Raw genomic sequence first — 24,089 nt, 5'->3', positions numbered from 1 at the left:
CACTCATGCCCCTGGCTTATCGCCGTACCAACGCGGCGTATACACCCAGTCGCCGCCTTCGACGCGCGGAAATACGCAGGTGGTGGAGGAACCGATCAGCACCATGGTGCGCATGTCCACCTGGTCCGGGGCCAGTTGCCCTAGCGTGGTGACGCGCAGGGTCTGGCCCGGTCGGCCGATGTCACGTCCCAGGACTACTGGCGTATCCACCGTGCGATGTCGCGCGACGATTTCCAGCGCCCGCCCCAGTTGCCACGGACGGGAGCGGGAGATCGGGTTGTAGAACGCCAGGGCCAGGTCCGCCTCGGCCGCCAGGTCCAGGCGCTTCTCGATGATCGACCACGGCTTGAGATTATCCGACAACGACATCACGCAGAAATCATGGCCCAGCGGCGCGCCGGCCTGGGCCGCCGTGGCCAGGGAGGCCGAGACGCCTGGCAGGATTTGCAGGTCGACGTTATGCCAGTCGGCATCAGTCGACTCATGCAGCGCTTCCAGTACAGCGGCAGCCATGGCGAATACGCCAGGGTCACCGGATGACACCACCACCACCGACCGGCCCTGAGCCGCCAGTTCGAAGGCATGTCGGGCACGCTGCATTTCTTCGCGGTTGTCGGTGCAATGCTGCACCTGGTCGGCCCGCAAAGGCCCGGCCATGCGCACGTAAGTCTCATAGCCGAGCACATCGTTGGCGCGGTCGAGTTCGGCACGCACGGCCGGGACCATCAACTCTGCCGCTCCAGGGCCAAGGCCGATCACCGCCAGACGTCCGCGCGCACGGCCAAGCTGCAGCGGGTCGACGGGCCGCTCAGACACGGCGATGATCACACCGCCCATTCGTCGCAACGAAGCCGGCTGGCCCAACGCGTCATCCAGCCATTGCTCACTGTCATCGCTGGCCTGGGCGAAGCGCAGCGGCACGCCCAGCGCCAGCGCGGCGTGGTGCAACTCGACGCGGGCCATGTCGCTGTCCGCCGCCAGCAGGCACGCCAGCGATTGCACGGCAAGGCCGGCTCGGTGCAGCGCGTCGCTGACCGCAGTCGACACGTCCGGCGTGCCGGCACTCACCGCGACCACCACGTTGCGCGGATAGATCCGCAATTCGTCCGGCGCGGGCACACCCGCGGCGCTGTCGATGCGTATCGCCAACCGTGCCTGCGCATCCTGGGGCAACTGCGCCTGGTCCAGCCACGGCGCCGCGCCTTCGACCCGCACCGGCTCGCCGGCCAGCAGGTCGGACACGAAGCGCTTGCCCTGTTCCAGGTCGCCCAGGCTGTAGCCGCTCGGTGGATTGAGCAGGCAGGTGCCAAAACGCAACTCGCCGCTGGTGGTGATCGCCGGGGCGACTTGCAGCGCTGTCGCGATTTCCCGGGCCATGACATTCACGCCGCCCAGACCGCCCAGCAGCGGCACCACGGCGCTGCCATCCTCGGCCACTGCCAGCACCGGCGGCTCGAGGCCTTTTTCCAGCAACAGCGGCGCGAGGGTGCGAATGACGATGCCCGCCGCGCACAGCGCAATGATCGGCGTGTCCTGTTGATAGAGTTCGCGCAACGTGGTGCCGAACTCAAGATATTGCCGATCGCCCTCGACCCGCCCGACGAGGCCATGGATCAGCGCATCGGGATAGCACTGCTGGATTCGTCGGGCCGTCGCGAGACTGCCCGGGCCGAGGATGACAATTGCCGCCGGTTTCCTCATCCCTGCCACCGCTCGCCCGGGACGATGATCAGCGAGAAGTACGGCGAAGACATCGGCTCGACTTCATCCAGCGGCACGATTTTCTGGTTGGCCATGGTCGCGCGCTCGACGTACAGCGCCCGCCCGTCCATGCCCAGTTCCTCAAGCACCTGCCGAACCTTGGGAAAATTGCGCCCCAGCTTCATGATCACCGCCGCATCGGCATCGGCCAGCCGACGCTTGAGATCGTCGTGGGGCAGGACGCCGGAGAGCACCGACAGGCTCTGGTTGCGATAGACCAGCGGGGCTCCCAGCACCGAGGCACCACCGAGCATCGAACACACGCCGGGAATGACCTCGGCCTCGTAGCGCTCGGCCAGGCGGTCGTGCAGGTACATATAGGAGCCGTAGAAAAACGGATCGCCCTCGCAGATTACCGCCACGTCGCGACCGGCATCCAGGTGCACGGCGAGTTGCTCGGCGGCGGTGTCATAGAAGTCGGCGATTACCTCTTCATAGGACAACGGCGCCGGCAGCACTTCGGTAGTGACCGGGTAGACCAGTGGCAGCAGGGTCTGCGCGTCCTGCAGATGGGCCTCGATGATGCCGAAGGCGTTGCCTTTCTTGCCCTTGGCGACGAAGTACGCCACCACCGGCGATTCCCGCAGCAGGCGCAGGGCCTTGACCGTGATCAGTTCCGGGTCACCCGGCCCTACGCCGAGGCCGATCAAGCGTCCAGGCTGCTGCATCATTCAACCTCCGTGGCGAGGGCGTTGACGGCGGCGGCGGCCATGGCGCTGCCGCCCAGGCGGCCTTGCATGATCACGAACGGCACGCCACGGCTGTCGGCCGCCAGCGCGGCCTTGGACTCGGCGGCGCCGACAAAACCCACCGGGAAGCCAAGGATCAGGGCCGGTTTCGGCGCGCCGGCATCGAGCATTTCCAGCAGATAGAACAGCGCGGTCGGTGCGTTGCCGATGACCACGACGCTACCTTCCAGGTGTGGACGCCACAGCTCCAGCGCGGCCGCCGAGCGAGTGTTGCCCAGCTCGCGGGCCAACGCTGGCACGCTGTCGTCGCGCAAGGTGCAGATCACCGGATTGTTGGCCGGCAGGCGCGCCCGGGTCACGCCCTCGGACACCATCCGCGCATCACACAGGATCGGCGCACCGGCCGCCAGCGCCTGGCGCCCCGCCGCGCCTGCGCCTGCGGAAAACTGCAGGCCATCGACCGCCTCGACCATGCCGCAGGCGTGGATCACCCGCACCGCGAGTTTTTCCAGATCGGCAGGAATGCGCGCCAGATTGGCCTCGGCGCGGATGATCGCGAAGGAGTTGCGATAGATCTCCTGACCGTCGCGGATGTAATCAAGCATCAAGGGGGCTCCGGGGATGAGCGTCGAGCCAGTGGCCGAGCGCTTCGATTGTCAGATTGTGTGCTTGCAGCGCGCCGAAACCCGGCAACGCGGCATCACGAAAATAGAGGTCATAACGACCGGGGGCGACCGCCAGCAACGTCGCCGGGGCGATGTGGGCCGCCGCGCACGATCGCTGGCAGCCGGACAGATGAATGTTCAAAGCCTGGCCCCGACGTTGCAGCAGATCCGCCAACTGGCGGGCATCGCCCTTGGTGTCGGCCAGGCCTTTGCAACAGCCACTGGAGCCGGTGCAGGCGATGAGTTGCGCCAGGGAGTGATCGAGCGAACACAACAGGCCCAGCGCGTCGAGCTGGGTCAACACGGCATCCGCATCTTCGCGGCGCACGTTGGGCAGCAACAGGCTTTGCCAGGGAGTGAAACGAAGATTGCCGTCGCCCTTCTCCCGCGCCAACTGCGCCGCGCCGCGCAGCATGACCGTATCAAGCCGGCCGAGGGGCGCCGCCGCGCCGACATAGACCCGTTCGTCGTGCTGGGAATGAATACCGATGTGCAGGCCGCCGGGCGACGCACTCCGCCGCCAGTCAAGGCAAGGTTGCAGCGGCACGCGGCCGGCCAACCGGGTCATGAATTCATCCACGGCACATTCAGCCAGCAGTTGGCGCATGCGGTTCTGGTCCGGGCGGGCCAGTTCGAGAAACAGCTCCAGCACCGCTACCACCAGGGCATGCCCTTGGGCCAGGGGCACCTTGCCCGCCGGCGTGTCCAATGGCGAACCGGCCAAGCCAAAGGCAAGCCAGGGCTCGCCGTGCTGGACAAGCGCCGATAGCCACAGGTCATGGTGATGCTCGAGCATCGCCAAGGCTTCGCCACCGTCCAACTGCACGGCGAACTTGGCCGAGAGCTCGTGGAAATGTTCATGGGTTTGCAGGGTGAAGAGGATCTGCGCGGCCAGCGGACGGGTGTCGAACAGCATCTGCCGGTCGAGCCCCGCCGAGGGGCTGAGCATCAGGTTGCGCACGTCATCGCCGGCCGCCTTGCGCGGGCCAAGCCCGGCGGCCAGCAACGGCTCGATCAACGCATCCGGCTCAGGGCCGATACCGCGGATCTGCAAGTTGCCGCGGTTGGTGGCCTCGATCACGCCCCCGGCGAACTGCTCGGCCACCCACGCGACGGTTTCGGCCTGATCCGCGTGGATGACGCCGCCATCGAGCTTGATTCGGCAGATTCCTCCGTCCAGTGCCTGGACGACACGCAGCAACCCCGGACAACCCGAGGGGCGAATGACGTTGGAAGATGGACGTTCGTTCAAGGCAGAACCGGTAAATAGAAAACGCCGCAGCGGCGAGGGCCGCCATTATGCCTGCTTTGCCTATGGTCATGAAAAGCTTGCCGGTCGGATTGCTGACAGCGAGCCCCGACTTCCGCACGCCTGTTATCCAAAACGGTGGGAGCGAGCCTGCTCGCGAACGCGGTCTGCCTGAACAGAAAATGTTGAGTGGACCGACGTCTTCGCGAGCAGGCTCGCTCCCACAGGGGATGGCGGCGAACACAACTTTTGTGAACAACCCGATCAACATTGTGGGAGCGCCTGACCGGGCGAGGCACGGTATGATGGCGACCCGGTTCGCGGCGGCAACAACCCTGGCGATCAACCCATTTATTCGAGGAACAGAGATGACCCCCTGGCTGACCGTAGTGGGCATCGGTGAAGAGGGCTTCAAGGGCCTGGGCCGAACGGCTCGTCATGCATTGCTGCGGGCGTCGCGGGTACTGGGCAGCGCCCGTCAGTTGGAACTGCTGCCGCTGTGTATCCGCGGCGAGCGGGTGCTGTGGCCCAGCCCGTTCTCCCTGGAACCGCTGCTGGCTCGACGGGGCGAGCCGGTGTGCGTGCTGGCCAGTGGCGATCCGATGTTCTATGGCGTCGGCGCCAGCCTGGCGAAACAGCTGCCGGCCGAGGAAATGCAGGTCATCCCCGCGCCATCCTCCTGCTCGCTGGCGGCGGCGCGCATGGGCTGGCCGTTGCAGGACGCGGTCACGCTGTCGCTGGTGGCCCGCCCCCTGGCGGCGCTCAATGCGCACTTGTCCAGTGGCGTCAGGCTGTTGCTGCTGAGTAACGACCGCCACAGCCCCGGCGCCGTGGCAACACTGCTGCGCGAGCGCGGATTCGGCCCGAGCGCCATGACCGTGCTGGAGCATTTGGGCGGTGCGGCAGAGCGGCGGATCGACGGTTGCGCTGCGCACTGGTCCGATGAGGCGGTCGCCGATCTGAACCTGATCGCCATCGAATGCCGGGCCGATCCGTCGACGCAGCGCCTGTCACGCCTGGCCGGCCTGCCGGACAGCGCTTTCGAGCATGACGGCCAGCTGACCAAGCGCGACGTGCGTGCCGTCACCCTGGCTCGCCTCGCCCCGACTCCCGGCGAGCTGCTCTGGGACGTCGGCGCCGGCAGCGGCTCGATCGGCATCGAATGGATGCGCGCCCACCCCAGTTGCCGAGCCCTGGCCATCGAAGCCGACGAAGGCCGCCAAGCCTTGATCGAACGCAACCGCGACACCCTTGGCGTGCCCGGCCTCCAGTTGATTCGCGGCAGCGCCCCGCAGGCGCTGGAGAACCTGGAGCGTCCGGACGCGGTGTTCATCGGTGGCGGCGTCACCCGCGAAGGCGTGCTTGATGCCTGTTGGGCCCGGCTCAAGCCTGGCGGTCGGCTCGTCGCCAATGCCGTGGCCCTGCAAAGCGAGATGACACTGATGAGCTGGCGCGAACGCCACGGCGGTGAGCTGACCCGCATCCATGTCGCCCAGGCCCAGCCTTTGGGCGCATTCGATACCTGGCGCCAAGCCTTGCCAATCACCTTGCTGGACCTGACGAAACCTCTCGATGCGTGACGAAACCGCCGAGCAACCCGCCCCCCTGCGCAGCGGCCTGACCACCGGCAGTTGCGCCACGGCCACCAGCCTGGCGGCGGCGCGACTGCTGCTGTGCGGCACCGAGGCCGATGCCGTGGAAATCGTCCTGCCCAAGGGCAAGCAGGTGCAGATGCGCCTGGAGTTCTGCCGGCTGACCGAACAAGGTGCCGAGGCCGGAACGATCAAGGACGCTGGAGATGACCCGGACGTGACTCATGGCGCGCTGTTGTTTTCCCAGGTGCGCCTGATTGCCGAACCTGGCGTGCGTTTTGTTGCCGGTCGTGGCGTCGGCACGGTGACGCGACCGGGACTGGTCCTGGCTGTCGGTGAGCCGGCGATCAACCCGGTGCCGCGCAAAATGATCAACGATCACCTGGGTCGCCTGGCCGAGGAAAGCGGTTATGCCGGGGGGTTCGAAGTCACGGTCAATGTCGAGGGCGGCGAAGCCCTGGCGCTGAAAACCATGAATCCCCGACTCGGCATCCTCGGCGGTCTGTCGATCCTCGGCACCAGCGGCATCGTCCGGCCGTTTTCCTGCGCAGCCTACATAGCGTCGATCCACCAGGGCATCGACGTGGCGAAAACCAACGGCTACCTGCATATCGCCGCGTGCACCGGCAATGCCAGCGAAGACACCATGCGCCGGGTCTACAACCTGCCGGAAATCGCCTTGATCGAAATGGGCGACTTTGTCGGCGCCGTGCTCAAGCATGTGCGCAAGGTGCCGGTGGAAAAGCTCAGTCTTTGCGGCGGCTTCGGCAAGATCAGCAAACTCGCCGCCGGGCATATGGACCTGCACAGCCGCCATTCAAGCATCGACCTGCCACAACTGGCCAAATGGGCGGCGGCAATCGGGGCCGATGAAAAGTTGCAGCACGACATTCGTCAAGCCAACACCAGCCAGCAAGCCCTCGCGATGGCCAGCGCCGTCGGCATCGCCCTCGGTGATGCCGTGTGCGAGCACGCCCTGGCCTTCGCTCGTAGCGTGGTCCCGGCCCAGGTCCAGGTCGAAGTCTTCGCCATCGACCGTCAGGGCGCAATCGTCGGCCACGCTGGAGCCTTTAAATGAAACGCATCCTGCTCCTCGGTGGCGTCACCGAGGCCCTGGCCATCGCTCGCACGCTCGGCCCCGAGCACATCTACAGCTTGGCGGGCATCGGTCGCGTCCCCACCGACCTGACCTGCCAGGTACGTGTCGGCGGCTACGGCGGCGCCGAAGGCCTGGCGCAATTCATCCGCGCCGAGGGCATCGACCTGCTATTGGACGCAACCCACCCCTACGCCGCGCAAATCAGCTACAACGCCGCCCGTGCCGCCCGCGCCTGCGCCATCCCCTGCTGGGCCCTGCGCCGTCCGGCCTGGCGCCCACGGGCCGGCGATGACTGGCGCGAAGTGGCCGACTGGGCCGAACTGATCCAGGCCTTGCAGCCTTTCCGCCGCCCCTTGTTCACCCTTGGCCGGGAGCCGCTGCAGCATCTGCATGAAATCCCCGCCGAACAGTTCTGGACGCTGCGAGCACTGGACGTTTACCCCGGCAACGAACGCTGCGAAGTCATCGGCGCCCGTGGGCCGTTTCACATTGACGGTGAACGCGAACTGTTCGAACGGCGACGAATCGATGTGCTGGTCAGCAAGAACAGCGGCAGCACGGCCACCGAGCCGAAGCTGGAGGTGGCCCGGGAGCGGGGGGTGCCAGTGCTGGTGTTGAAGCGACCGGTGTTGGCGGGGGTGGATCGGGAGTTTGCAGCGGTCAATGACGTGCTGGACGCTTTATCCGTACCCAACGGCTTTTGAATTCAGCAGATCAGCGAGACATTTCTGACAAGTTTTCCAGACGCAGCCGGCTGTTTCGTCCAAGACATTCAATTCTATAGTTCCGCTCCTTGATACCCACCTCAGCGTCTGGCAGTCAACAAGCATGAGCGATCCGTCTCGCGCCTGGAAAAGCGCTGCTTGCCACAGCGTATCCCAAGGAATACGATCCAATGATCGAATTTGTACAGTCCCGGATCTTCTCAAGCTGGCTTGACGGTTTGAGAGACGTCACAGGGAAAGCTCGCATCATTGCCAGGATTCGATCTGCTGAGCATGGCAATCTTGGTGATTGCGAACCAGTCGGCAACGCAGTGTATGAGATGCGCATTCACTCGGGCCCAGGTTATCGAGTGTATTTTGCCCGTCGAGACTCCGTGCTTTACCTGCTGCTTGCGGGAGGTGACAAATCAACTCAGAAACGGGACATCAAACGCGCTGTTCAAATAGCGCAAGCCATGAGTGACGAGGAGTGAATCATGACCGCAGAATTCACACGTTTCGATGCAGCCAGCTACCTCAAGACGCCGGAGGAGATGGCAGCTTATCTGGATGCCTGTTTTGAAGAAGATAGCGGTGACGGCGCACTGGTTCGCGCAGCTCTCAACGATATCGCCAGGGCGAAAGGCATGACGCAGATCGCCCGTGATGCCGGGCTCGGGCGAGAGAGTCTTTATAAAGCCCTGGGCAGTGCGGGCAATCCAGAATTCACAACTATCATCAAAGTCATGAAAGCTCTGGGCTTGAAGTTACGTGCGACGATCATTTGAAGATCCATTGCTACTGTTAACACCAGCCCTGCGACCCTACACCGCACGTGGCCTTTTTACTTCTGGACACCGATCAGGCTAAATACCGCCACCTGATCGCCCAACCGAGCGGATTGCCCCATGTCCCGACAACGGCTTGCATTTGCCTGGATCGCCTGCTTCGCAGTGCTTTTCAACATGCTTGCCATGCCGCTTTCCAATAGCGCCGGTGCAGCCGCCAGTACGCCAGCGGAACAAATGCTGTGGGGCAGTTTTTGCTCATCCAGCGGCACGAAGATGCTGGCGGTTTCCCTGGGCAAGCTGGAACAAGGCACGCCACAGAAAGACAATCACTCGACGATGCAACATTGCTGGTGCTGCTCAGGCCCGGCGCCGCTGATGGCGCTTGCCGGGCACGCCCCGCAGTTGTATCTGGACGCACAACGGGCCGATCGCGGTACGGCCCACGCAAAGCTCGACAGCCCGCCCCCCCGCCAGCAATGGCCCAGCCTCAACCCCCGTGCTTCGCCTCTGGCCTGATTCTTCCCGCATGAAACTGCGTCCTGAATCGTTCCGGAGAATTGCCATGTTGAACAGACTCATCCTGCTGGCCGCCCTGCTGCTCCCGGCTGGCCTCGCCCAGGCGCACCAGTACAAGGCCGCCGAGCTTGAGATCGCCCACCCGTGGTCCCAGGAGTTGCCACCCAACGCGCCAACCGTGGCCGCGTACTTCGTGATTCACAACGGCGGCGCCACCGCCGACAAACTGCTCGGCGTCGACTCGCCGATTGCCGGCAAGGCCGAGCTCCATGAACATGTGATGCAAAACGACCTGATGAAAATGCAACCGGTGCCCGTCGTCGCCATCGCCCCCGGTGCGACCGTCACCTTCGCGCCGATGGCCTATCACGTGATGTTGCTGGACCTGAAGGACCGCAGCTTGCTCAGCGACGGCAAACGTTTCCCCATGACCCTGCATTTCGAAAAGGCCGGGGACGTGACGGTGGATGTCGCGGTGCAGAAAAAAGCACCCGACGGCGCCAAGACACACCAGCACGCCCAGTAGACGTAGCCGCCTATGCAACCTCGTCGCGCCAGCCCGTCCAGGCACCGCCGTCAGCCCATGAGCCTGACACGCGGCAGCTGGATCAGCCTGTTCGCCATGCTGATGATCTTTATCGGACCACTGGTTTCCCAGTCGATGCCGATGGATCAGCGCATGTCCATGCCTGTGTCCGTGAGCATGGAAATGGAGATGAGCATGGACATGCCGGTGCATGAAGCGCCGGCGGCCGAGCACTGCGCGCCCCAGAGCGAACACCACGCGTTATGGGAAAAATGCGGTTATTGCAGCCTGCTGTTCAATTGCCCGGCGCTGCCTGGCGGCCACACATTCGCCGTCTTCGACACCCCTCCCAGCCACACCTACACCAGCCCTTCCCCGCGCCTGGGTCATGCCCGACCGGCGTTCTTTCCGGGCGCCCGCACCCGCGCACCGCCACTCGACGCGTAAGCCCGCACCTGCTCACCCGGTCGCAAAGGACAGCCCAACGCTGCCCTGAACACGGATGAGTGCCTGACATCTGGGCCGAAGCAAACATAAAACCCGTGGGAGCGAGCCTGCTCGCGAAAGCTTTCGCGAGCAGGCTCGCTCCCACAGGTGGTTGCATCGCTCAGCCGATATTTGAAGAACCGAATTTGCCCTGCGGAGCGCTTTGCAATGAGCCAACCGAAACCCAATTTCTACAACCTGGCCTGGCGCTGGCATTTTTATGCCGGGCTGTTCGTGGCGCCGTTCATGGTGATGCTGGCCCTGACCGGGATCATCTACCTGTTCAAGCCGCAACTCGATCCATTGATGTACGGCAACCTGCTGAACGTACCGGCCGGGCATCACAGCCTGGCGGCGGACGACCTGCTCAAGCAGGTCCGCCAGGCTTACCCCGAAGGCCAGGTCAAACAGTACCTGCCGCCGATCAACGCCGAGCGCAGCGCGCAATTCGTGGTGATCGACAAGGGTCGGGAGCTGAATGTGTTCATCGACCCGTACCACGGCGACGTGCTCGGCGAGCAGGACGCGAAAGACAACCTGCAAGCTATGGCCCGGGCGATTCACGGTGAATTGCTGATCGGCACCGTCGGTGACCGGCTGGTGGAAATGGCTGCCGGCTGGGGCGTGGTGCTGGTGGTTTCCGGACTGTACCTGTGGTGGCCGCGCGGGCAATCCTCGGCCGGCGTACTGTGGCCGCGCTGGAGCGCTCGCGGTCGGGTGTTCTGGCGCGACTTGCACATCGTTGTCGGTTTCTGGGGCGCGGCGTTCCTGCTGGTGATGCTGCTCAGCGGCATGACCTGGACCGGCTTCTGGGGCAAGCAGTACGCCGACCTCTGGAACCGTTTCCCGACGGCGATGTGGAACGACGTACCGAAGTCCGACATCGAGGCCGGCAGCCTCAACAACGCCCATCGCCAGACCGTGCCCTGGGCGGTGGAGAACACGCCAATGCCGATGTCCGGCGACCACGCCGAACACATGGCCCATGGCGGCATGCACGAAGGCCCCGCCGCACCCACCGTCAGCCTGCAAGCGGTGCAGGACATCGCCACCGGGCGCAAGGTCGAGCCCGGCTACAGCATCACCCTGCCAACGACCGCCTCGGGCGTGTTCACCATCGCCGTGTTTGCCGATGATCCGCGCAACGACGCCACCCTGCACGTGGACCAATACACCGGCAAAGTCCTGGCCGACGTGCGTTGGGAGCACTACAACCTCGTTGCCCGCGCCACCGAGACCGGGGTGATGCTGCACGAAGGCAAGATGTTCGGTCCGGTGAACCAGATCATCGTCCTGCTGATCTGCCTGATGATCCTGCTCAGCGCCGTGAGCGGCATGGTGATCTGGTGGAAACGCCGGCCCCAGGGCAAGTTCGGCGTGCCGCCACTGCGCCACGACCTGCCGACGTGGAAGACCGGTGTGTTCATCATGTTGGCCCTGGCGGTGGTGTTCCCGTTGGTGGGGGCGTCGCTGGTGGTGGTGTGGCTGTTGGACCGGCTTGTTACACGGTTCAATCGCCAGCCTGAAGCCGCTTCATCTTCAAGCTGAGAATTGCGCGTTGACGGAAAGCGGCGCGAAAGCTCTACAATCGCGCCGCTCTCCGGCTGTAACCACAGCCAAAACTGTGGGAGCGAGCCTGCTCGCGAAAGCGCTGAATCAGCCAACAGTGATGTGACTGACCTCTCGCCTTCGCGAGCAGGCTCGCTCCCACAAGGTTGGGTGTCGATCCGATAATCTGAGTAAATGCATGACCTCGCTAACCCTCTCCCACCTCGCCTGGACACCGTTGGGCCATGGCCACTGCCATCACCAGTTCCAACTGCGTGATGCCACGTTGCACGTGGCGGCCGGGGAATTTGTCGGGTTGATCGGGCCCAACGGCAGCGGCAAGACCAGCCTGTTGCGCTGCGCCTACCGCTTCAGCCGGCCAGAAAGCGGCGAGGTCAGACTCGAACACCACAACGTCTGGAAACAGCCCTCGCGCTGGTGCGCCCAACGCATCGCCGTGGTGCTGCAAGAGTTTCCCGACGCCTTCGGCCTGACGGTGGACGAGGTGGTCGCGATGGGGCGCACGCCGCACAAGGGTCTGTTCGATGGTGACAATCAGGAAGATCGCCGACTGGTGCTCCAGGCATTGGAGTCGGCCGGGCTTGCAGGCTTTGGCGACCATGCATTCGCCACGCTCTCGGGCGGTGAGAAGCAACGGGTGATCCTCGCACGCGCCCTGGCCCAGCAGCCGCAGTTGCTGATCCTCGACGAACCGACCAATCACCTCGACCCGCGCTATCAATTGCAGTTGCTGCAACTGATCAAGGGCCTGGGCATCGGCACCCTCGCCAGCATTCATGACCTGAACCTTGCCGCCGCGTTCTGCGACCGCCTGTACGTGATCGAACACGGGCGCATCGTCGCCAGCGGCACGCCCAGGGACGTCCTCACTGTCGACCTGTTGCGCGAAGTGTTCGGCGTTGCGGCCCTGGTGGACGAACACCCGCTGGCCGGCTACCCACGAATCACCTGGATAACCCAACCATGATCCTGCGTCCCCTGCTGTTGCTTCCGTTAATGCTGGCAAGTTTGCATGCCCAGGCCGAGGCCAGCCGCTACCCGCTGACAATCCAGAGCTGCAACCGCCAGGTGGTGTTCAACGAGGCCCCTCGGCACGCCGTCAGCCATGACATCAACATGACCCAGATGATGCTGGCCCTGGGGCTCAAGCCACGCATGGTTGGCTACAGCGGCATCAGCGGCTGGAAATCGGTGACGCCGGAGATGGCCAGGATCCTCGATGGCCTGCCGGAACTGGCCGCCAAATATCCCTCGGTGGAAACGCTGCTCGACGCCAACGTCGATTTCTTCTTCGCCGGTTGGGACTACGGCATGCGCGTCGGCGGCGACCTGACTCCGCAGACCCTGCAACCGCTGGGCATCAACGTCTACGAACTGACCGAGTCTTGCGCGTTCGTGATGAAACGCCCGGCGGCCTCGCTGGAGGACACCTACAACGACCTGCGCAACCTTGGGAAAATCTTCGACGTGCAGGATCGCGCCAACGCGCTGATCGCCACGATGCAGGCCCAGATGGCCGAAGTGCGCAAGCACCGGCCAACCCGACAACCGCGGGTGTTCCTGTATGACAGCGGCGAAGACCGGGCCATGACCTCCGGCCGCCTGGGCATGCCCCAGGCCCTGATCGACGCGGCCGGCGGGCGCAACATTCTGGATGACGTGGACGCCAGTTGGACCCGCGTCAACTGGGAGAACGTGGTGGAGCGCAATCCCCAGGTCATCGTGATCGTCGATTACGGCGAAGTCAGTGCCGAGCAGAAACAGCAATTCCTGTCGAGCAACCCGGCCCTGCAATCAGTCGATGCGATCAAGCACCGGCGCTTCGTCGTGATCCCTTACGTACAGGCCACGCCAGGTATCGATAACGTGCTGGCGGTGCAAACCCTGGCGCGGGGTTTCCACGGCCAATGAACGATCGTCGCTATGGTGCACTGCTGCTACTGCTCGGCGCGCTGCTACTGGTGTCGTGCGTGGTGTCGCTGGGTTTCGGGCCGGCGCGAATACCGGTGGCCGTGGTCTGGGACCTGCTGCTGCACAAGGCTTTCGGTGTCGGCGAGGTGCATTGGACAGCCGGCCAGGAGCATATCGTCTGGCTGATCCGCGTCCCGCGCCTGCTGCTCGGGGCGCTGGTAGGCGCAGGGTTGGCGTTGATCGGCGCGGTGCTGCAAGCGGTGACACGCAACCCGCTGGCCGATCCGCACCTGCTTGGCGTCACCTCCGGCGCCACCCTCGGGGCGGTCATCGTGGTGTTGCATGTCGGCGAGATCATCGGCCTGCTGACCCTGCCGCTGGCTGCCTTCATCGGCGCGCTGTTGAGTATGTTGCTGGTGTTGGCCATCGCTGCCCGCCAGGGCCGCCTGGAGAGTGATCGCCTGCTGCTCTGCGGCGTAGCGGTGTCGTTCGTGATGATGGCGGCGGCCAACCTGCTGCTGTTTCTCGGAGACCATCGCGCCAGTTCGGCGGTGATGTTCTGGATGCTCGGCGGCCTGGGCCTGGCACGCTGGGAACTGCTCGCGGTGCCAGCCGCCAGTGTATTGCTGGGGCTGGTGTTGCTGCTGGGCATGGCCCGGCCGTTGAACGCGCTGATGGCCGGGGAGCAGACCGCCGTGACCCTGGGGCTGAACGCGGCGAAGGTGCGGCTATGGATTTTCCTGATCGCGTCCTTGATGACCGGCGTACTGGTGTCCATCAGCGGCTCGATCGGTTTTGTCGGGCTGATGGTGCCCCACATCGCCCGCCGCCTGGTGGGCGCCGAGCATCGTCGGCTGTTGCCGGCCTGCGTGCTGCTGGGCAGCCTGTTCCTGGTTTGGGTGGACGTGGCGGCTCGCACGCTGATCGCGCCGGAGGATTTGCCGATCGGAGTCGCTACAGCCGCTATCGGTGGGCTGTTCTTTATGGGTCTGATGCGCCGTCGCTGAAAAGATGCTTTTTCTTGTACACGCCGAATAGCTCGGTACCAAGGCCGCCATTTCGAAAATGCTCCAGCTCCGCTCGAACCATATCAATGACCAACGCCCGGTCCTCAGCTTTTGCAAGATTAAAATTTCCACTGTAGGCGAGATTGACCATTCGCCAGAGGAAGCAGTTGGTACGGTAAACGTCTACCGGCTTGAGCCAACGTTCGAGGAGCGCGGTAATTTCCTCACTTCGAATACCCTCGAAGCACCCGATCGAGTGGTCCTTGTCTGGAATGACAGCATCGACAACCTGGGTATCGGCGTTTAGCCGGTAGCGTGCCGGCAATGCCGAGAACGCTGCATCGGCCGCAATTATTGCCTCAGGCCACAAGCGATTGCCATTGCGCCCCACGGCCTCACCCACACTCCAGAACTCGCCATCGTTTTTCAAACTGTGGGAGATAAAGAGCATCACTTTTTCCAGCTCGATCAAATGGTGCAATGCCGAGACGCAGATAATAACGTCCCACTGCTCACCGGTAGGCACCAGGTTATTCGCATCGGCCACGATCAGATCGAGGCCGACCCCTGAAGAAAACTGCTTCGCCGCGATGTGAAGCAGGTCTTCGTTGATATCCAGCAGTGACCATTCCACGCCTTCCGGAACAGCCGCCGACAAACCAGCTTCTATCCGCGCGGCACCGCTGCAGATCGACAGGACTTTTATTGCACCGTGATCCCTGACTTTCCGACGTAGCCTTGCTTGGAAGTCGGGCGGCGTTTGCGGGACGTTCGCCCTTAGCATACGAGTGGCATAGGAGTAGGCGACCTCTCCTTCAAACGGCTCCGGAATCACCATCTCGGACCGGGCACCCTGCCATTGCCCCGGAGCCAGTCCATTCAATCGGCGAACGTTGCGAGCAACGCCCATGGCCGCTTCACTCTGTCGCTCCTGAACGCTCGAGTAAAACTCGTTCCGGTAGACGCTACTGAAGTGTGCTATCTCGTTTTTCACGCGCATCTGATGGTGTGTTTTCGCCAGGAGAAGCTTCATCACTACTTCCCTGGCAACGCACAAGTCAGCTATCGCCAACCAGTCGGCTGTAGGGTCATTTTTTGCCCCTGGCCCGCACGTTAACAAGAGACTGCCACGTTTCCCCGCCAACCAAGCCAGATCCAGATCGACCGACCGCCATTCCGACGGCGTAGATCCTCCGCAAATATGAAAGATCCCGAGTGGAAATTCGGTTTGACCTGGATCATCGACAAAAACAACTGAACACGTGAGCCCGTCGACACTGATGCCTGGCAGCGCTGCCGAAAAACGAATGTAGAGTCTGGAATCGGAAAACACATCCAGCTGGCTACTTCGCAGATGTTCCCCGGCGGTGAGAATCAGCGAATATCTCGCTTCTCGCAAATGCGTCACATGCATCCATTGCGGATGCCCGGCCGGTTTGACTTCAGGCAACACGGCAAATACGGCCGTCTCGTCGAGAAGAAAATAGCTTGCAGCGCCAGAGTCAGTATTCAAACGGCTTTCCCTACTTCGCAATGGCAGAAGAGTCAGCATAGTCGGGCGGGCGATAATTTCACCTTGGGTCAACCTCATCCGCGCCCCAATGCGGAGCGCCATCCTGCACCAGCATCAGCGATGTGGTCGCTGATGGTGCATCGTCACTTCCCTCTCTTGCCGCCGGCCCCGCATTTCAAAGCCTTTCCCCGACCGGGCACACCCCTTGCAAAAGCGCTTTCAGCGTTTGCATCTGCCATCCAGAAAAACATAAAGACCACGGAGATCGCACAATGAAGCGTCGTAGCTTGATCAAGGCTTTTACACTCTCGGCAAGCATTGCCGCGATGGGCATGGCCTGGACCGTCCAGGCCGCCGAGACCATCAAGGTCGGCATCCTGCATTCGTTGTCCGGGACCATGGCGATCTCCGAAACGTCCCTCAAGGACATGGCGTTGATGACCATTGACGAGATCAACGCCAAGGGTGGAGTGAACGGCAAGAAGCTTGAAGCGGTGGTCGTGGACCCGGCATCGAACTGGCCGCTGTTCGCTGAAAAGGGCCGCCAGTTGCTGACTCAGGACAAGGTCGCCGTGGTGTTCGGCTGCTGGACCTCGGTGTCGCGCAAATCCGTGTTGCCGGTGTTCGAAGAACTCAACGGCCTGCTGTTCTATCCGGTGCAGTACGAAGGCGAAGAAATGTCGCCGAACGTTTTCTACACCGGCGCAGCGCCAAACCAGCAGGCGATCCCGGCGGTGGAATACCTGATGAGCGAAGAAGGCGGCAGCGCCAAGCGCTACTTCCTGCTGGGCACCGACTACGTCTATCCGCGCACCACCAACAAGATCCTGCGTTCGTTCCTGCACTCCAAAGGCGTGGCGGACAAGGATATCGAAGAGGTCTACACCCCGTTCGGCCACAGCGATTACCAGACCATCGTTGCCAACATCAAGAAATTCTCGGCCGGCGGCAAGACCGCCGTCATCTCCACGGTCAATGGCGATTCCAACGTACCGTTTTATAAAGAGCTGGCGAACCAGGGCCTGAAAGCCACCGATGTACCGGTCGTGGCCTTCTCGGTGGGCGAAGAGGAACTGCGCGGCATCGACACCAAACCGCTGGTGGGTAACCTGGCGGCGTGGAACTACTTCGAATCCGTGGATAACCCGGCGAACAAGAAATTCGTCGATTCCTGGAAGGCCTACGCCAAGGCCAAGAACCTGCCGGGCGCCGACAAAGCGGTAACCAACGACCCGATGGAAGCCACCTACGTCGGCATCCACATGTGGGCGCAAGCGGTGGAAAAAGCCAAGTCCACTGATGTCGACAAAGTCCGCGAAGCCCTGGCCGGCCAGACCTTCGCCGCGCCGTCGGGTTACACCCTGACCATGGACAAGACCAACCATCACCTGCACAAGCCGGTGATGATCGGCGAGATCCAGGCCGACGGTCAGTTCAACGTGGTCTGGCAGACCGAAGGGCCGATCCGCGCCCAGCCGTGGAGCCCGTTCATCGCCGGCAACGACAAGAAGCCTGACTATGCGGTGAAGAGCAACTGAGCCCATGGGTGTCGGCCCGAGCATGACGCTTGGGTCCGCCACAAATCCCTGTGGGAGCGAGCTTGCTCCGGGCGGCGATCCGACGATAGCGGACTCAAATTCAACATTGATGAAACTGAACCACCGCCATCGCGAGCAAGCTCGCTCCCACATTGTCCGCGTAAGGCGACTCGCTATGCCCACCGCCCTTTACCGCTTCATCCTCGCCCTGGCACTGCTGCTGCCATTGACGGCCCACGCCGGCGAAGCCGAAGACTTCGTCGCCGCCAACCCGACCCAGCAGGCCAAGCTCCTGGAAGCCTGGGCCGCGCAGCCCGACCCGGCGCGCGTCGAATTGATCAATGCCCTGCAGCAAGGCCAATTGACCATCGACGGCCAGCCGAAGACCCTGCGCCTGAACAACCGTTTGCGAGGGCTGATCGAAACCGCTCTCGCCAGCCACCAGCTACTCGCCGTGGACGCCCGCGTACGCCTGACTGCCGCGCAGCAGTTGCAAAAAAGTGCCCGCCCCGCGCAACTGGCGTTTCTTGATCGGCAACTGGCCGGTGAGCAGGACGAAGACGTGCATGCCGCCCTGAGCCTGGCCCTGGCGAACCTGCAACTGGTCGATGCCAACCCTTCCGTGCGCCTGGCCGCCGTCCGCCTGTTGGGGGAAACCGGCGACCCGCTGGCCCGCACCCGCCTGGAAGCCCTGCTCGAACCCGGCGTCGAAACCGATGCCGCCGTGCGCACCGCCGCTGAAACCAGCCTCGGCCAGGTCAAGCGCAAACTGCTCATCGGCGAGCTGCTGGGCCAGGCCTTCAGCGGCATGTCCCTGGGCTCGATCCTGCTGCTCGCCGCCCTCGGCCTGGCAATCACCTTTGGCCTGCTCGGGGTGATCAACATGGCCCACGGCGAAATGCTGATGCTCGGCGCCTACTCCACGTATGTGGTGCAGATGCTGTTCCAGCGCTTCGCCCCGAACGCCATCGAGTTCTACCCGCTGATCGCCCTGCCTGTGGCGTTTTTCATCACCGCGGCCATCGGCATGGCACTGGAGCGCACGGTGATCCGCCACCTCTACGGGCGCCCGCTGGAAACCCTGCTCGCCACCTGGGGCATCAGCCTGATGCTGATTCAGCTGGTGCGCCTGGTGTTCGGCGCGCAGAACGTCGAAGTCGCCAACCCGGCCTGGCTCTCGGGTGGGATCCAGGTGCTGCCGAACCTGGTGCTGCCGTACAACCGCATCGTGATCATCGCCTTCGCGCTGTTCGTGGTGGTCCTGACCTGGCTGTTGCTGAACAAGACGCGCCTGGGCCTGAACGTGCGCGCCGTGACCCAGAACCGCAACATGGCCGCCTGCTGCGGCGTGCCCACCGGGCGGGTCGACATGCTCGCTTTCGGCCTCGGCTCGGGCATCGCCGGGCTCGGCGGCGTGGCTTTGAGCCAGATCGGCAACGTCGGCCCGGACCTGGGCCAGAGCTACATCATCGACTCGTTCCTGGTGGTAGTACTTGGCGGCGTCGGCCAATTGGCCGGCAGCGTGTTCGCCGCGTTCGGCCTGGGCATCGCCAACAAGATCCTCGAACCGCAGATCGGCGCCGTGCTCGGCAAGATCCTGATCCTTGCGCTGATCATTCTGTTCATCCAGAAGCGTCCGCAAGGCCTCTTCGCGCTCAAAGGACGGGTAATCGACTGATGAACCAGCCCCTGATGCTCACGGCCACACAAAAGGCCGGTCCCAAACTCACCGTTGCCGTCGGCGCGCTGATTCTCGCCGTGCTGCTGAGCCTGCCGTTGCTGTCGTTGCTGGCGGCGGACAATCCGCTGCACATCTCGGCCTACACGCTGACCCTGGTGGGCAAGATCCTCTGCTATGCCATCGTTGCCCTGGCGCTGGACCTGGTCTGGGGCTACGCCGGCCTGCTCTCCCTCGGTCACGGCCTGTTCTTCGCCCTGGGCGGCTACGCCATGGGCATGTACCTGATGCGCCAGGCCGCCGGTGACGGCCTTCCGGCATTCATGACGTTTTTGTCGTGGAGCGAACTGCCCTGGTACTGGGCCGGCACCGACAGTTTCCTCTGGGCGCTGTGCCTGGTGGTGCTGGCACCCGGTTTGCTGGCACTGGTTTTCGGCTTCTTCGCGTTCCGCTCGCGGATCAAGGGCGTGTATTTCTCGATCATGACCCAGGCCCTTACCTTCGCCGGGATGCTGCTGTTTTTCCGCAACGAGACGGGTTTTGGCGGCAACAACGGCTTCACCAATTTCCGTTCGATCCTGGGCTTTGGCATCACCGAGCCGGGCACCCGCGCGGTGCTGTTTTTTGCCACGGTGCTGTTGCTGGTGGCGAGCCTGTTCATCGGTTGGCGCCTGGCCCGCAGCAAGTTCGGACGGGTGCTGACGGCCCTGCGCGATGCGGAAAATCGCCTGATGTTCTGCGGCTACGATCCCCGTGGTTTCAAGCTGTTCGTCTGGGTGTTGAGCGCAGTGTTGTGCGGCCTGGCGGGGGCGCTGTACGTGCCGCAGGTGGGCATCATCAACCCCAGCGAAATGTCGCCGACCAATTCAATCGAAGCTGCCGTGTGGGTGGCCCTTGGCGGGCGCGGCACGCTGATCGGACCGCTACTGGGCGCTGGCGTGGTCAATGGCATGAAGAGCTGGTTCACCGTGGCGTTTCCTGAGTACTGGCTGTTCTTCCTCGGCGCGTTGTTCATTGTCGTGACGCTGTATCTGCCCAAGGGCGTGATCGGCTTGCTGAAGAAAAGGGGCGAATGATGCGAATCACACCCACGGCGGACTTCATGCTCGAACCGATTATCGAGCCCCCTGTCGATGCCAATCGGGACCAGGGCAGCAGCCGCGATGCGATCGGCCTCGGCCAAGCCGCTGGCGTGGGCCTGAACACCCGCCACGGCACCATCCTGACCCTGGAAGACATCAGCGTCAGCTTCGACGGTTTCAAGGCGCTCAACGATCTGAACCTGTACATCGGCGTCGGCGAATTGCGCTGCATCATCGGCCCCAACGGTGCCGGCAAGACCACCTTGATGGACGTCATTACCGGCAAGACCCGGCCCAGCCACGGCAAGGCCTGGTTTGGCGAAACCCTGGACCTGACCAGCATGAGCGAAGTGCAGATTGCCCAGGCCGGTATCGGCCGCAAGTTCCAGAAGCCGACGGTGTTCGAAGCCTTGAGCGTGTTCGAGAATCTGGAACTGGCGCTCAAGACCGACAAATCGGTATGGGCCAGCCTGCGGGCGAAACTGACCGGCGAACAACATGACCGTATCGGCGAAGTGCTTGAAACCATCCGCCTCACCGCCTCGGTCAATCGCGCCGCCGGGTTGCTGTCTCACGGGCAGAAGCAATTTCTGGAGATTGGCATGCTGCTGGTCCAGGACCCGCAACTGCTATTGCTCGACGAGCCGGTGGCGGGCATGACCGACGCCGAGACCGACTTCACCGCCGAGCTGTTCAAATCCCTGGCCGGCAAACATTCGCTGATGGTGGTGGAACACGATATGGGCTTCGTCGGCGCGATCGCCGATCACGTCACCGTGCTGCACCAGGGCAGCGTGTTGGCCGAAGGGTCGCTGGAGCAGGTGCAGGCCGATGAGCGGGTGATCGAGGTGTATCTCGGTCGCTAGAACGACACATGCTGTTTCCTGTGGGAGCGAGCTTGCTCGCGATAGCGGTAGTTCAGCCTGCACATGTGTTGAATGTGCCGCAGTCATCGCGAGCAAGCTCGCTCCCACAGGGGACTTGAGGAGAGTCTGGAACATGCTGCAAGTCGACAAGCTGCACCAGTACTACGGCGGTAGCCACATCCTGCGGGGCCTGTCCTTCGACGTGAAGGTCGGCGAGGTGACGTGCCTGCTGGGCCGCAACGGTGTGGGCAAGACCACCCTGCTCAAATGCCTGATGGGCCTGCTGCCGGCCAAGGAAGGCGTGGTGAGTTGGGAAGGCAAGGCCATCACCGGCTTCAAGCCGCACCAGCGGGTACATGCCGGCATCGCCTATGTGCCCCAGGGCCGGGAAATTTTCGCTCGGCTGACGGTGGAAGAAAACCTGCTGATGGGGCTTTCGCGTTTCCCGGGTTCCGAGGCCAAGGAAGTGCCGGCCTTCATCTATGAACTGTTCCCGGTGCTGCTACAGATGAAACAACGCCGCGGCGGTGACCTGTCTGGTGGCCAGCAACAGCAGCTCGCCATTGGCCGGGCCCTGGCCAGCCGTCCGCGCCTGCTGATTCTCGACGAGCCCACCGAAGGCATCCAGCCGTCGGTGATCAAGGAGATTGGCGCGGTAATCAGGCAACTCGCGGCCCGGGGCGACATGGCTATCTTGCTGGTGGAGCAGTTCTATGACTTCGCCGCCGAGCTGGCCGATCAGTACCTGGTGATGTCCCGGGGCGAGATCGTCCAGCAAGGCCGCGGCGAAAATATGCAAGCCGAGGGTGTGCGCGGGCTGGTAACGATCTAGTCTTTGTACGAAAAGTGCCTGCGCGCCGATCATGCTGCGTTGAAAACAGGCTCGGAATGCTCATTGACAACCAGTCAACTCCGCTTCCTCGCCTGTTTTCGCCTTGCCTGATCGCCGCTCGGCGACTTTTCGTTCAAACCCTAGTCTTGGCGTCCCGACGATAATCAGAAAATCATGAATCTACCTGTATCGCCCTCCGCCCTGTTCACCCCCAGCTGGCACGCCGAGCTGGACTTGGGCTATGCCCGATTCGGCGACTGCACGCGTCCGGTCCAGCGTCGCCACAAAGGTCCACTGCGGGTGCAGAAACACCTGTACGCCGAAGGTCCCGAAGTCTGCCAGCACATCATCGTCCACCCGCCCGGCGGGATTGCCGGCGGTGATCGGCTGGACATCTCGGCTCACGTCGGCCCCGGTGCCTGGGCGCAACTGACCAGCCCCGGCGCGGCCAAGTGGTACCGCGCGGCCGGCCCGGCGTACCAGCAACTGAAACTGAGCGTGGCTGGCGGTGCGACCCTGGAATGGCTGCCTCAGGAAACCATCGTCTTCAGCGCGGCACAGGCCGAACTCAGCACCTGCATCGATCTGCAGGGCGACGCCCGGCTGTTCTACTGGGACATGGTTGCCCTCGGCCGACCGGCCAGCGGCGAACGCTTCGATCTCGGCCACTTTCAATCGCGGCTGGACATTCGCCGCGACGGCCAGTTGCTGTGGCATGAACGCCAGCGCATTGTCGGCGGTGACGGCTTGCTCGATTCCCCCATCGGGCTGGGCGGTGATCCGGTGTTTGCGACGTTGCTGGTGACCGGCGAGATCGACAGCGAGCTGCTGGAGCGCTGCCGATCCCTCGGCCATGCCGTGCGCGGCGACCTGACCCAGTTGCCCGGCCTGGTCGTCGCCCGCTGCCTGGCGAGCGAGGCATTACTGGCGCGCGGGTGGTTGATTGAACTGTGGCGCTTGCTCAGGCCCGCATTGCTCGGACGAGAAGCCATGCCACCGAGAATCTGGAGTACTTAGTTATTTCATCTGTGGGAGCGAGCCTGCTCGCGAAAGCAATAGAACATCCAACATGATTGTTGACTGACACACCGCTTTCGCGAGCAGGCTCGCTCCCACAGTGGAATGTGTCTACCGCAAAATTTTATCTGCCCTTACTGGACTGCACATGGACCTGACCCCACGCGAAAAAGACAAGCTGCTGATCTTCACCGCCGGCCTCGTCGCCGAGCGGCGCCTGGCTCGTGGCCTGAAGCTCAACTATCCGGAAGCCATGGCCTACATTTCCGCCGCGCTGCTGGAAGGTGCTCGTGACGGCCAGACCGTGGCCGAGCTGATGCACTACGGCACAACGCTGCTGAGCCGCGAGCAGGTGATGGGAGGCATTCCGGAAATGATCCCAGAGATCCAGGTCGAGGCGACATTCCCCGACGGCACCAAACTGGTCACCGTCCACCAGCCCATCGCCTGAGGTCGCGGCATGACTTATCAGATTCGTGACGCCCGTCCTGCCGACCTGCCGGCGATCCGTGACATCTACAACGATGCGGTCCTCAGCACCACGGCGATCTGGAACGAACAGGCTGTGGACCTGGGCAATCGCCAGGCCTGGTTCAGCGCCCGGCAAACCCAGGGTTATCCGGTGCTGGTGATCAGCGACGCCGAAGATAACGTGCTCGGCTACGCTTCATTCGGCGACTGGCGGCCGTTCGACGGTTTCCGCCACACCGTGGAACATTCGGTGTACGTACGCAGCGATCAACGTGGCAATGGGCTCGGCCCGTTGCTGATGAGTGCGCTGATCGAGCGCGCCAGGGCCTGCGGCAAACACGTGATGGTTGCGGCCATCGAGAGCGGCAACTCGGCGTCGATTCGCCTGCACGAGCGGGCCGGTTTTGCCATCACCGGGCAGATGCCCCAGGTGGGCACCAAGTTTGGTCGCTGGCTGGACCTGACCTTCATGCAGTTGGTCCTCAATCCCGGGGCGCTACCGCCCACCATCGACAAGGAGTGATACC

25 protein-coding genes are annotated in these 24,089 nt (G+C 63.3%); 20 read left to right on the top strand and 5 right to left on the bottom strand.

What is annotated here, in order from left to right; translation table 11 throughout:
• Positions 1-3 precede the first annotated feature (3 nt).
• The 4 genes from cobJ to cobG are packed head-to-tail and all read right to left on the bottom strand — an operon-like array spanning position 4 to position 4,367.
• Positions 4-1,701, bottom strand: coding sequence for a precorrin-3B C(17)-methyltransferase (gene cobJ / locus J3P97_RS02970; RefSeq protein WP_434673439.1), 1,698 nt, complete (start codon positions 1,699-1,701; stop codon positions 4-6).
• Positions 1,698-2,429, bottom strand: a complete 732-nt coding sequence (locus J3P97_RS02965) for a precorrin-2 C(20)-methyltransferase (protein ID WP_305501368.1) — start codon at positions 2,427-2,429, stop codon at positions 1,698-1,700. The genes cobJ and J3P97_RS02965 overlap by 4 nt, the downstream gene beginning before the upstream one ends.
• Entirely contained in the window at positions 2,429-3,055 is a 627-nt protein-coding gene (locus J3P97_RS02960; RefSeq protein WP_434569945.1) for a precorrin-8X methylmutase, read from the bottom strand. Before J3P97_RS02960 ends, J3P97_RS02965 begins: the two co-directional genes overlap by 1 nt.
• Positions 3,048-4,367 carry a precorrin-3B synthase gene (gene cobG, locus J3P97_RS02955; RefSeq protein WP_434673438.1) on the bottom strand — a complete coding sequence of 440 codons (1,320 nt, stop codon included), beginning with the start codon at positions 4,365-4,367 and terminating at the stop codon, positions 3,048-3,050. The genes J3P97_RS02960 and cobG overlap by 8 nt, the downstream gene beginning before the upstream one ends.
• 365 nt (positions 4,368-4,732) lie before the next feature.
• Here cobG and cbiE point away from each other — a divergent pair, with 365 nt between their 5' ends.
• The 12 genes from cbiE (at position 4,733) to J3P97_RS02895 (ending at position 14,565) form a co-directional block, all read left to right on the top strand.
• A complete protein-coding gene (gene cbiE / locus J3P97_RS02950) occupies positions 4,733-5,944 on the top strand; it encodes a precorrin-6y C5,15-methyltransferase (decarboxylating) subunit CbiE (RefSeq protein WP_434673437.1) in 1,212 nt (403 codons plus the stop codon).
• Complete coding sequence (locus J3P97_RS02945; protein ID WP_434653782.1) at positions 5,937-7,034, top strand: cobalt-precorrin-5B (C(1))-methyltransferase; 1,098 nt, start codon at positions 5,937-5,939, stop codon at positions 7,032-7,034. The genes cbiE and J3P97_RS02945 overlap by 8 nt, the downstream gene beginning before the upstream one ends.
• Positions 7,031-7,759, top strand: coding sequence for a cobalt-precorrin-6A reductase (locus J3P97_RS02940; RefSeq protein WP_434673436.1), 729 nt, complete (start codon positions 7,031-7,033; stop codon positions 7,757-7,759). Before J3P97_RS02945 ends, J3P97_RS02940 begins: the two co-directional genes overlap by 4 nt.
• Before the next feature lie 191 nt (positions 7,760-7,950).
• Positions 7,951-8,253, top strand: coding sequence for a type II toxin-antitoxin system RelE/ParE family toxin (locus J3P97_RS02935; RefSeq protein WP_434569950.1), 303 nt, complete (start codon positions 7,951-7,953; stop codon positions 8,251-8,253).
• Positions 8,254-8,256: 3 nt separating this feature from the next.
• Positions 8,257-8,547, top strand: coding sequence for an addiction module antidote protein (locus J3P97_RS02930; RefSeq protein ID WP_434673435.1), 291 nt, complete (start codon positions 8,257-8,259; stop codon positions 8,545-8,547).
• 120 nt (positions 8,548-8,667) lie between these two features.
• On the top strand, positions 8,668-9,066 hold the full coding sequence (locus tag J3P97_RS02925) for a DUF2946 domain-containing protein (RefSeq protein WP_434602692.1): 399 nt from the start codon (positions 8,668-8,670) through the stop codon (positions 9,064-9,066).
• Between the two features lie 46 nt (positions 9,067-9,112).
• On the top strand, positions 9,113-9,592 hold the full coding sequence (locus tag J3P97_RS02920) for a copper chaperone PCu(A)C (protein WP_434569952.1): 480 nt from the start codon (positions 9,113-9,115) through the stop codon (positions 9,590-9,592).
• Between the two features lie 57 nt (positions 9,593-9,649).
• Positions 9,650-10,039: a DUF2946 domain-containing protein gene (locus J3P97_RS02915; RefSeq protein ID WP_434602691.1), complete on the top strand. Its 390-nt coding sequence runs from the start codon at positions 9,650-9,652 to the stop codon at positions 10,037-10,039.
• Positions 10,040-10,246: 207 nt separating this feature from the next.
• On the top strand, positions 10,247-11,626 hold the full coding sequence (locus J3P97_RS02910) for a PepSY-associated TM helix domain-containing protein (protein ID WP_434673434.1): 1,380 nt from the start codon (positions 10,247-10,249) through the stop codon (positions 11,624-11,626).
• A gap of 199 nt (positions 11,627-11,825) precedes the next feature.
• Positions 11,826-12,614 carry an ABC transporter ATP-binding protein gene (locus tag J3P97_RS02905; protein ID WP_434673433.1) on the top strand — a complete coding sequence of 263 codons (789 nt, stop codon included), beginning with the start codon at positions 11,826-11,828 and terminating at the stop codon, positions 12,612-12,614.
• Positions 12,611-13,558: an ABC transporter substrate-binding protein gene (locus J3P97_RS02900; protein WP_434673432.1), complete on the top strand. Its 948-nt coding sequence runs from the start codon at positions 12,611-12,613 to the stop codon at positions 13,556-13,558. Before J3P97_RS02905 ends, J3P97_RS02900 begins: the two co-directional genes overlap by 4 nt.
• A complete protein-coding gene (locus J3P97_RS02895; protein ID WP_434673431.1) occupies positions 13,555-14,565 on the top strand; it encodes a FecCD family ABC transporter permease in 1,011 nt (336 codons plus the stop codon). Before J3P97_RS02900 ends, J3P97_RS02895 begins: the two co-directional genes overlap by 4 nt.
• On the opposite strand, the gene J3P97_RS02890 is transcribed toward J3P97_RS02895, so the two are convergent.
• Positions 14,540-16,078, bottom strand: a complete 1,539-nt coding sequence (locus tag J3P97_RS02890; RefSeq protein ID WP_434673430.1) for a class I SAM-dependent methyltransferase — start codon at positions 16,076-16,078, stop codon at positions 14,540-14,542. The two genes, J3P97_RS02895 and J3P97_RS02890, sit on opposite strands and share 26 nt — an antisense overlap.
• Positions 16,079-16,350: 272 nt before the next feature.
• On the opposite strand from J3P97_RS02890, the gene urtA reads away from it, so the two are divergent.
• From urtA to J3P97_RS02850, 8 genes are all read left to right on the top strand, one after another.
• Positions 16,351-17,616 carry an urea ABC transporter substrate-binding protein gene (gene urtA, locus J3P97_RS02885; RefSeq protein ID WP_025211599.1) on the top strand — a complete coding sequence of 422 codons (1,266 nt, stop codon included), beginning with the start codon at positions 16,351-16,353 and terminating at the stop codon, positions 17,614-17,616.
• Between the two features lie 175 nt (positions 17,617-17,791).
• Positions 17,792-19,294, top strand: coding sequence for an urea ABC transporter permease subunit UrtB (urtB, locus tag J3P97_RS02880; RefSeq protein WP_434602686.1), 1,503 nt, complete (start codon positions 17,792-17,794; stop codon positions 19,292-19,294).
• Complete coding sequence (gene urtC / locus J3P97_RS02875; RefSeq protein ID WP_434673429.1) at positions 19,294-20,370, top strand: urea ABC transporter permease subunit UrtC; 1,077 nt, start codon at positions 19,294-19,296, stop codon at positions 20,368-20,370. The genes urtB and urtC overlap by 1 nt, the downstream gene beginning before the upstream one ends.
• The gene (gene urtD / locus J3P97_RS02870) at positions 20,370-21,242 is read left to right on the top strand and encodes an urea ABC transporter ATP-binding protein UrtD (protein ID WP_434673428.1); all 873 of its coding nucleotides are present in this window, start codon (positions 20,370-20,372) and stop codon (positions 21,240-21,242) included. Before urtC ends, urtD begins: the two co-directional genes overlap by 1 nt.
• Positions 21,243-21,375: 133 nt before the next feature.
• Positions 21,376-22,074, top strand: a complete 699-nt coding sequence (urtE, locus tag J3P97_RS02865) for an urea ABC transporter ATP-binding subunit UrtE (protein WP_434569962.1) — start codon at positions 21,376-21,378, stop codon at positions 22,072-22,074.
• 174 nt (positions 22,075-22,248) lie between these two features.
• The gene (locus J3P97_RS02860) at positions 22,249-23,091 is read left to right on the top strand and encodes an urease accessory protein UreD (protein ID WP_434673427.1); all 843 of its coding nucleotides are present in this window, start codon (positions 22,249-22,251) and stop codon (positions 23,089-23,091) included.
• A 148-nt stretch (positions 23,092-23,239) separates the two neighbouring features.
• On the top strand, positions 23,240-23,542 hold the full coding sequence (gene ureA / locus J3P97_RS02855) for an urease subunit gamma (RefSeq protein WP_434673426.1): 303 nt from the start codon (positions 23,240-23,242) through the stop codon (positions 23,540-23,542).
• Positions 23,543-23,551: 9 nt separating this feature from the next.
• A complete protein-coding gene (locus J3P97_RS02850) occupies positions 23,552-24,085 on the top strand; it encodes a GNAT family N-acetyltransferase (protein WP_434673425.1) in 534 nt (177 codons plus the stop codon).
• The last annotated feature ends 4 nt before the right edge of the window (positions 24,086-24,089 follow it).

Source organism: Pseudomonas sp. R1-15 (genome assembly GCF_051132085.1).
GTDB lineage: Bacteria > Pseudomonadota > Gammaproteobacteria > Pseudomonadales > Pseudomonadaceae > Aquipseudomonas.
This window is presented reverse-complemented; position numbering and strand designations above follow the sequence as displayed.

Excerpts from the sequence above, each read along its gene's own strand:
- cobJ (WP_434673439.1), bottom strand. The coding sequence starts at position 1,701 with ATGAGGAAACCGGCGGCAATTGTCATCCTCGGCCCGGGCAGTCTCGCG.
- J3P97_RS02965 (WP_305501368.1), bottom strand. The coding sequence starts at position 2,429 with ATGCAGCAGCCTGGACGCTTGATCGGCCTCGGCGTAGGGCCGGGTGAC.
- J3P97_RS02960 (WP_434569945.1), bottom strand. The coding sequence starts at position 3,055 with ATGCTTGATTACATCCGCGACGGTCAGGAGATCTATCGCAACTCCTTC.
- cbiE (WP_434673437.1), top strand. The coding sequence starts at position 4,733 with ATGACCCCCTGGCTGACCGTAGTGGGCATCGGTGAAGAGGGCTTCAAG.
- J3P97_RS02945 (WP_434653782.1), top strand. The coding sequence starts at position 5,937 with ATGCGTGACGAAACCGCCGAGCAACCCGCCCCCCTGCGCAGCGGCCTG.
- J3P97_RS02940 (WP_434673436.1), top strand. The coding sequence starts at position 7,031 with ATGAAACGCATCCTGCTCCTCGGTGGCGTCACCGAGGCCCTGGCCATC.
- J3P97_RS02935 (WP_434569950.1), top strand. The coding sequence starts at position 7,951 with ATGATCGAATTTGTACAGTCCCGGATCTTCTCAAGCTGGCTTGACGGT.
- J3P97_RS02930 (WP_434673435.1), top strand. The coding sequence starts at position 8,257 with ATGACCGCAGAATTCACACGTTTCGATGCAGCCAGCTACCTCAAGACG.
- J3P97_RS02925 (WP_434602692.1), top strand. The coding sequence starts at position 8,668 with ATGTCCCGACAACGGCTTGCATTTGCCTGGATCGCCTGCTTCGCAGTG.
- J3P97_RS02920 (WP_434569952.1), top strand. The coding sequence starts at position 9,113 with ATGTTGAACAGACTCATCCTGCTGGCCGCCCTGCTGCTCCCGGCTGGC.
- J3P97_RS02915 (WP_434602691.1), top strand. The coding sequence starts at position 9,650 with ATGAGCCTGACACGCGGCAGCTGGATCAGCCTGTTCGCCATGCTGATG.
- J3P97_RS02910 (WP_434673434.1), top strand. The coding sequence starts at position 10,247 with ATGAGCCAACCGAAACCCAATTTCTACAACCTGGCCTGGCGCTGGCAT.
- J3P97_RS02905 (WP_434673433.1), top strand. The coding sequence starts at position 11,826 with ATGACCTCGCTAACCCTCTCCCACCTCGCCTGGACACCGTTGGGCCAT.
- J3P97_RS02900 (WP_434673432.1), top strand. The coding sequence starts at position 12,611 with ATGATCCTGCGTCCCCTGCTGTTGCTTCCGTTAATGCTGGCAAGTTTG.
- J3P97_RS02895 (WP_434673431.1), top strand. The coding sequence starts at position 13,555 with ATGAACGATCGTCGCTATGGTGCACTGCTGCTACTGCTCGGCGCGCTG.
- urtA (WP_025211599.1), top strand. The coding sequence starts at position 16,351 with ATGAAGCGTCGTAGCTTGATCAAGGCTTTTACACTCTCGGCAAGCATT.
- urtB (WP_434602686.1), top strand. The coding sequence starts at position 17,792 with ATGCCCACCGCCCTTTACCGCTTCATCCTCGCCCTGGCACTGCTGCTG.
- urtC (WP_434673429.1), top strand. The coding sequence starts at position 19,294 with ATGAACCAGCCCCTGATGCTCACGGCCACACAAAAGGCCGGTCCCAAA.
- urtD (WP_434673428.1), top strand. The coding sequence starts at position 20,370 with ATGCGAATCACACCCACGGCGGACTTCATGCTCGAACCGATTATCGAG.
- urtE (WP_434569962.1), top strand. The coding sequence starts at position 21,376 with ATGCTGCAAGTCGACAAGCTGCACCAGTACTACGGCGGTAGCCACATC.
- J3P97_RS02860 (WP_434673427.1), top strand. The coding sequence starts at position 22,249 with ATGAATCTACCTGTATCGCCCTCCGCCCTGTTCACCCCCAGCTGGCAC.
- ureA (WP_434673426.1), top strand. The coding sequence starts at position 23,240 with ATGGACCTGACCCCACGCGAAAAAGACAAGCTGCTGATCTTCACCGCC.
- J3P97_RS02850 (WP_434673425.1), top strand. The coding sequence starts at position 23,552 with ATGACTTATCAGATTCGTGACGCCCGTCCTGCCGACCTGCCGGCGATC.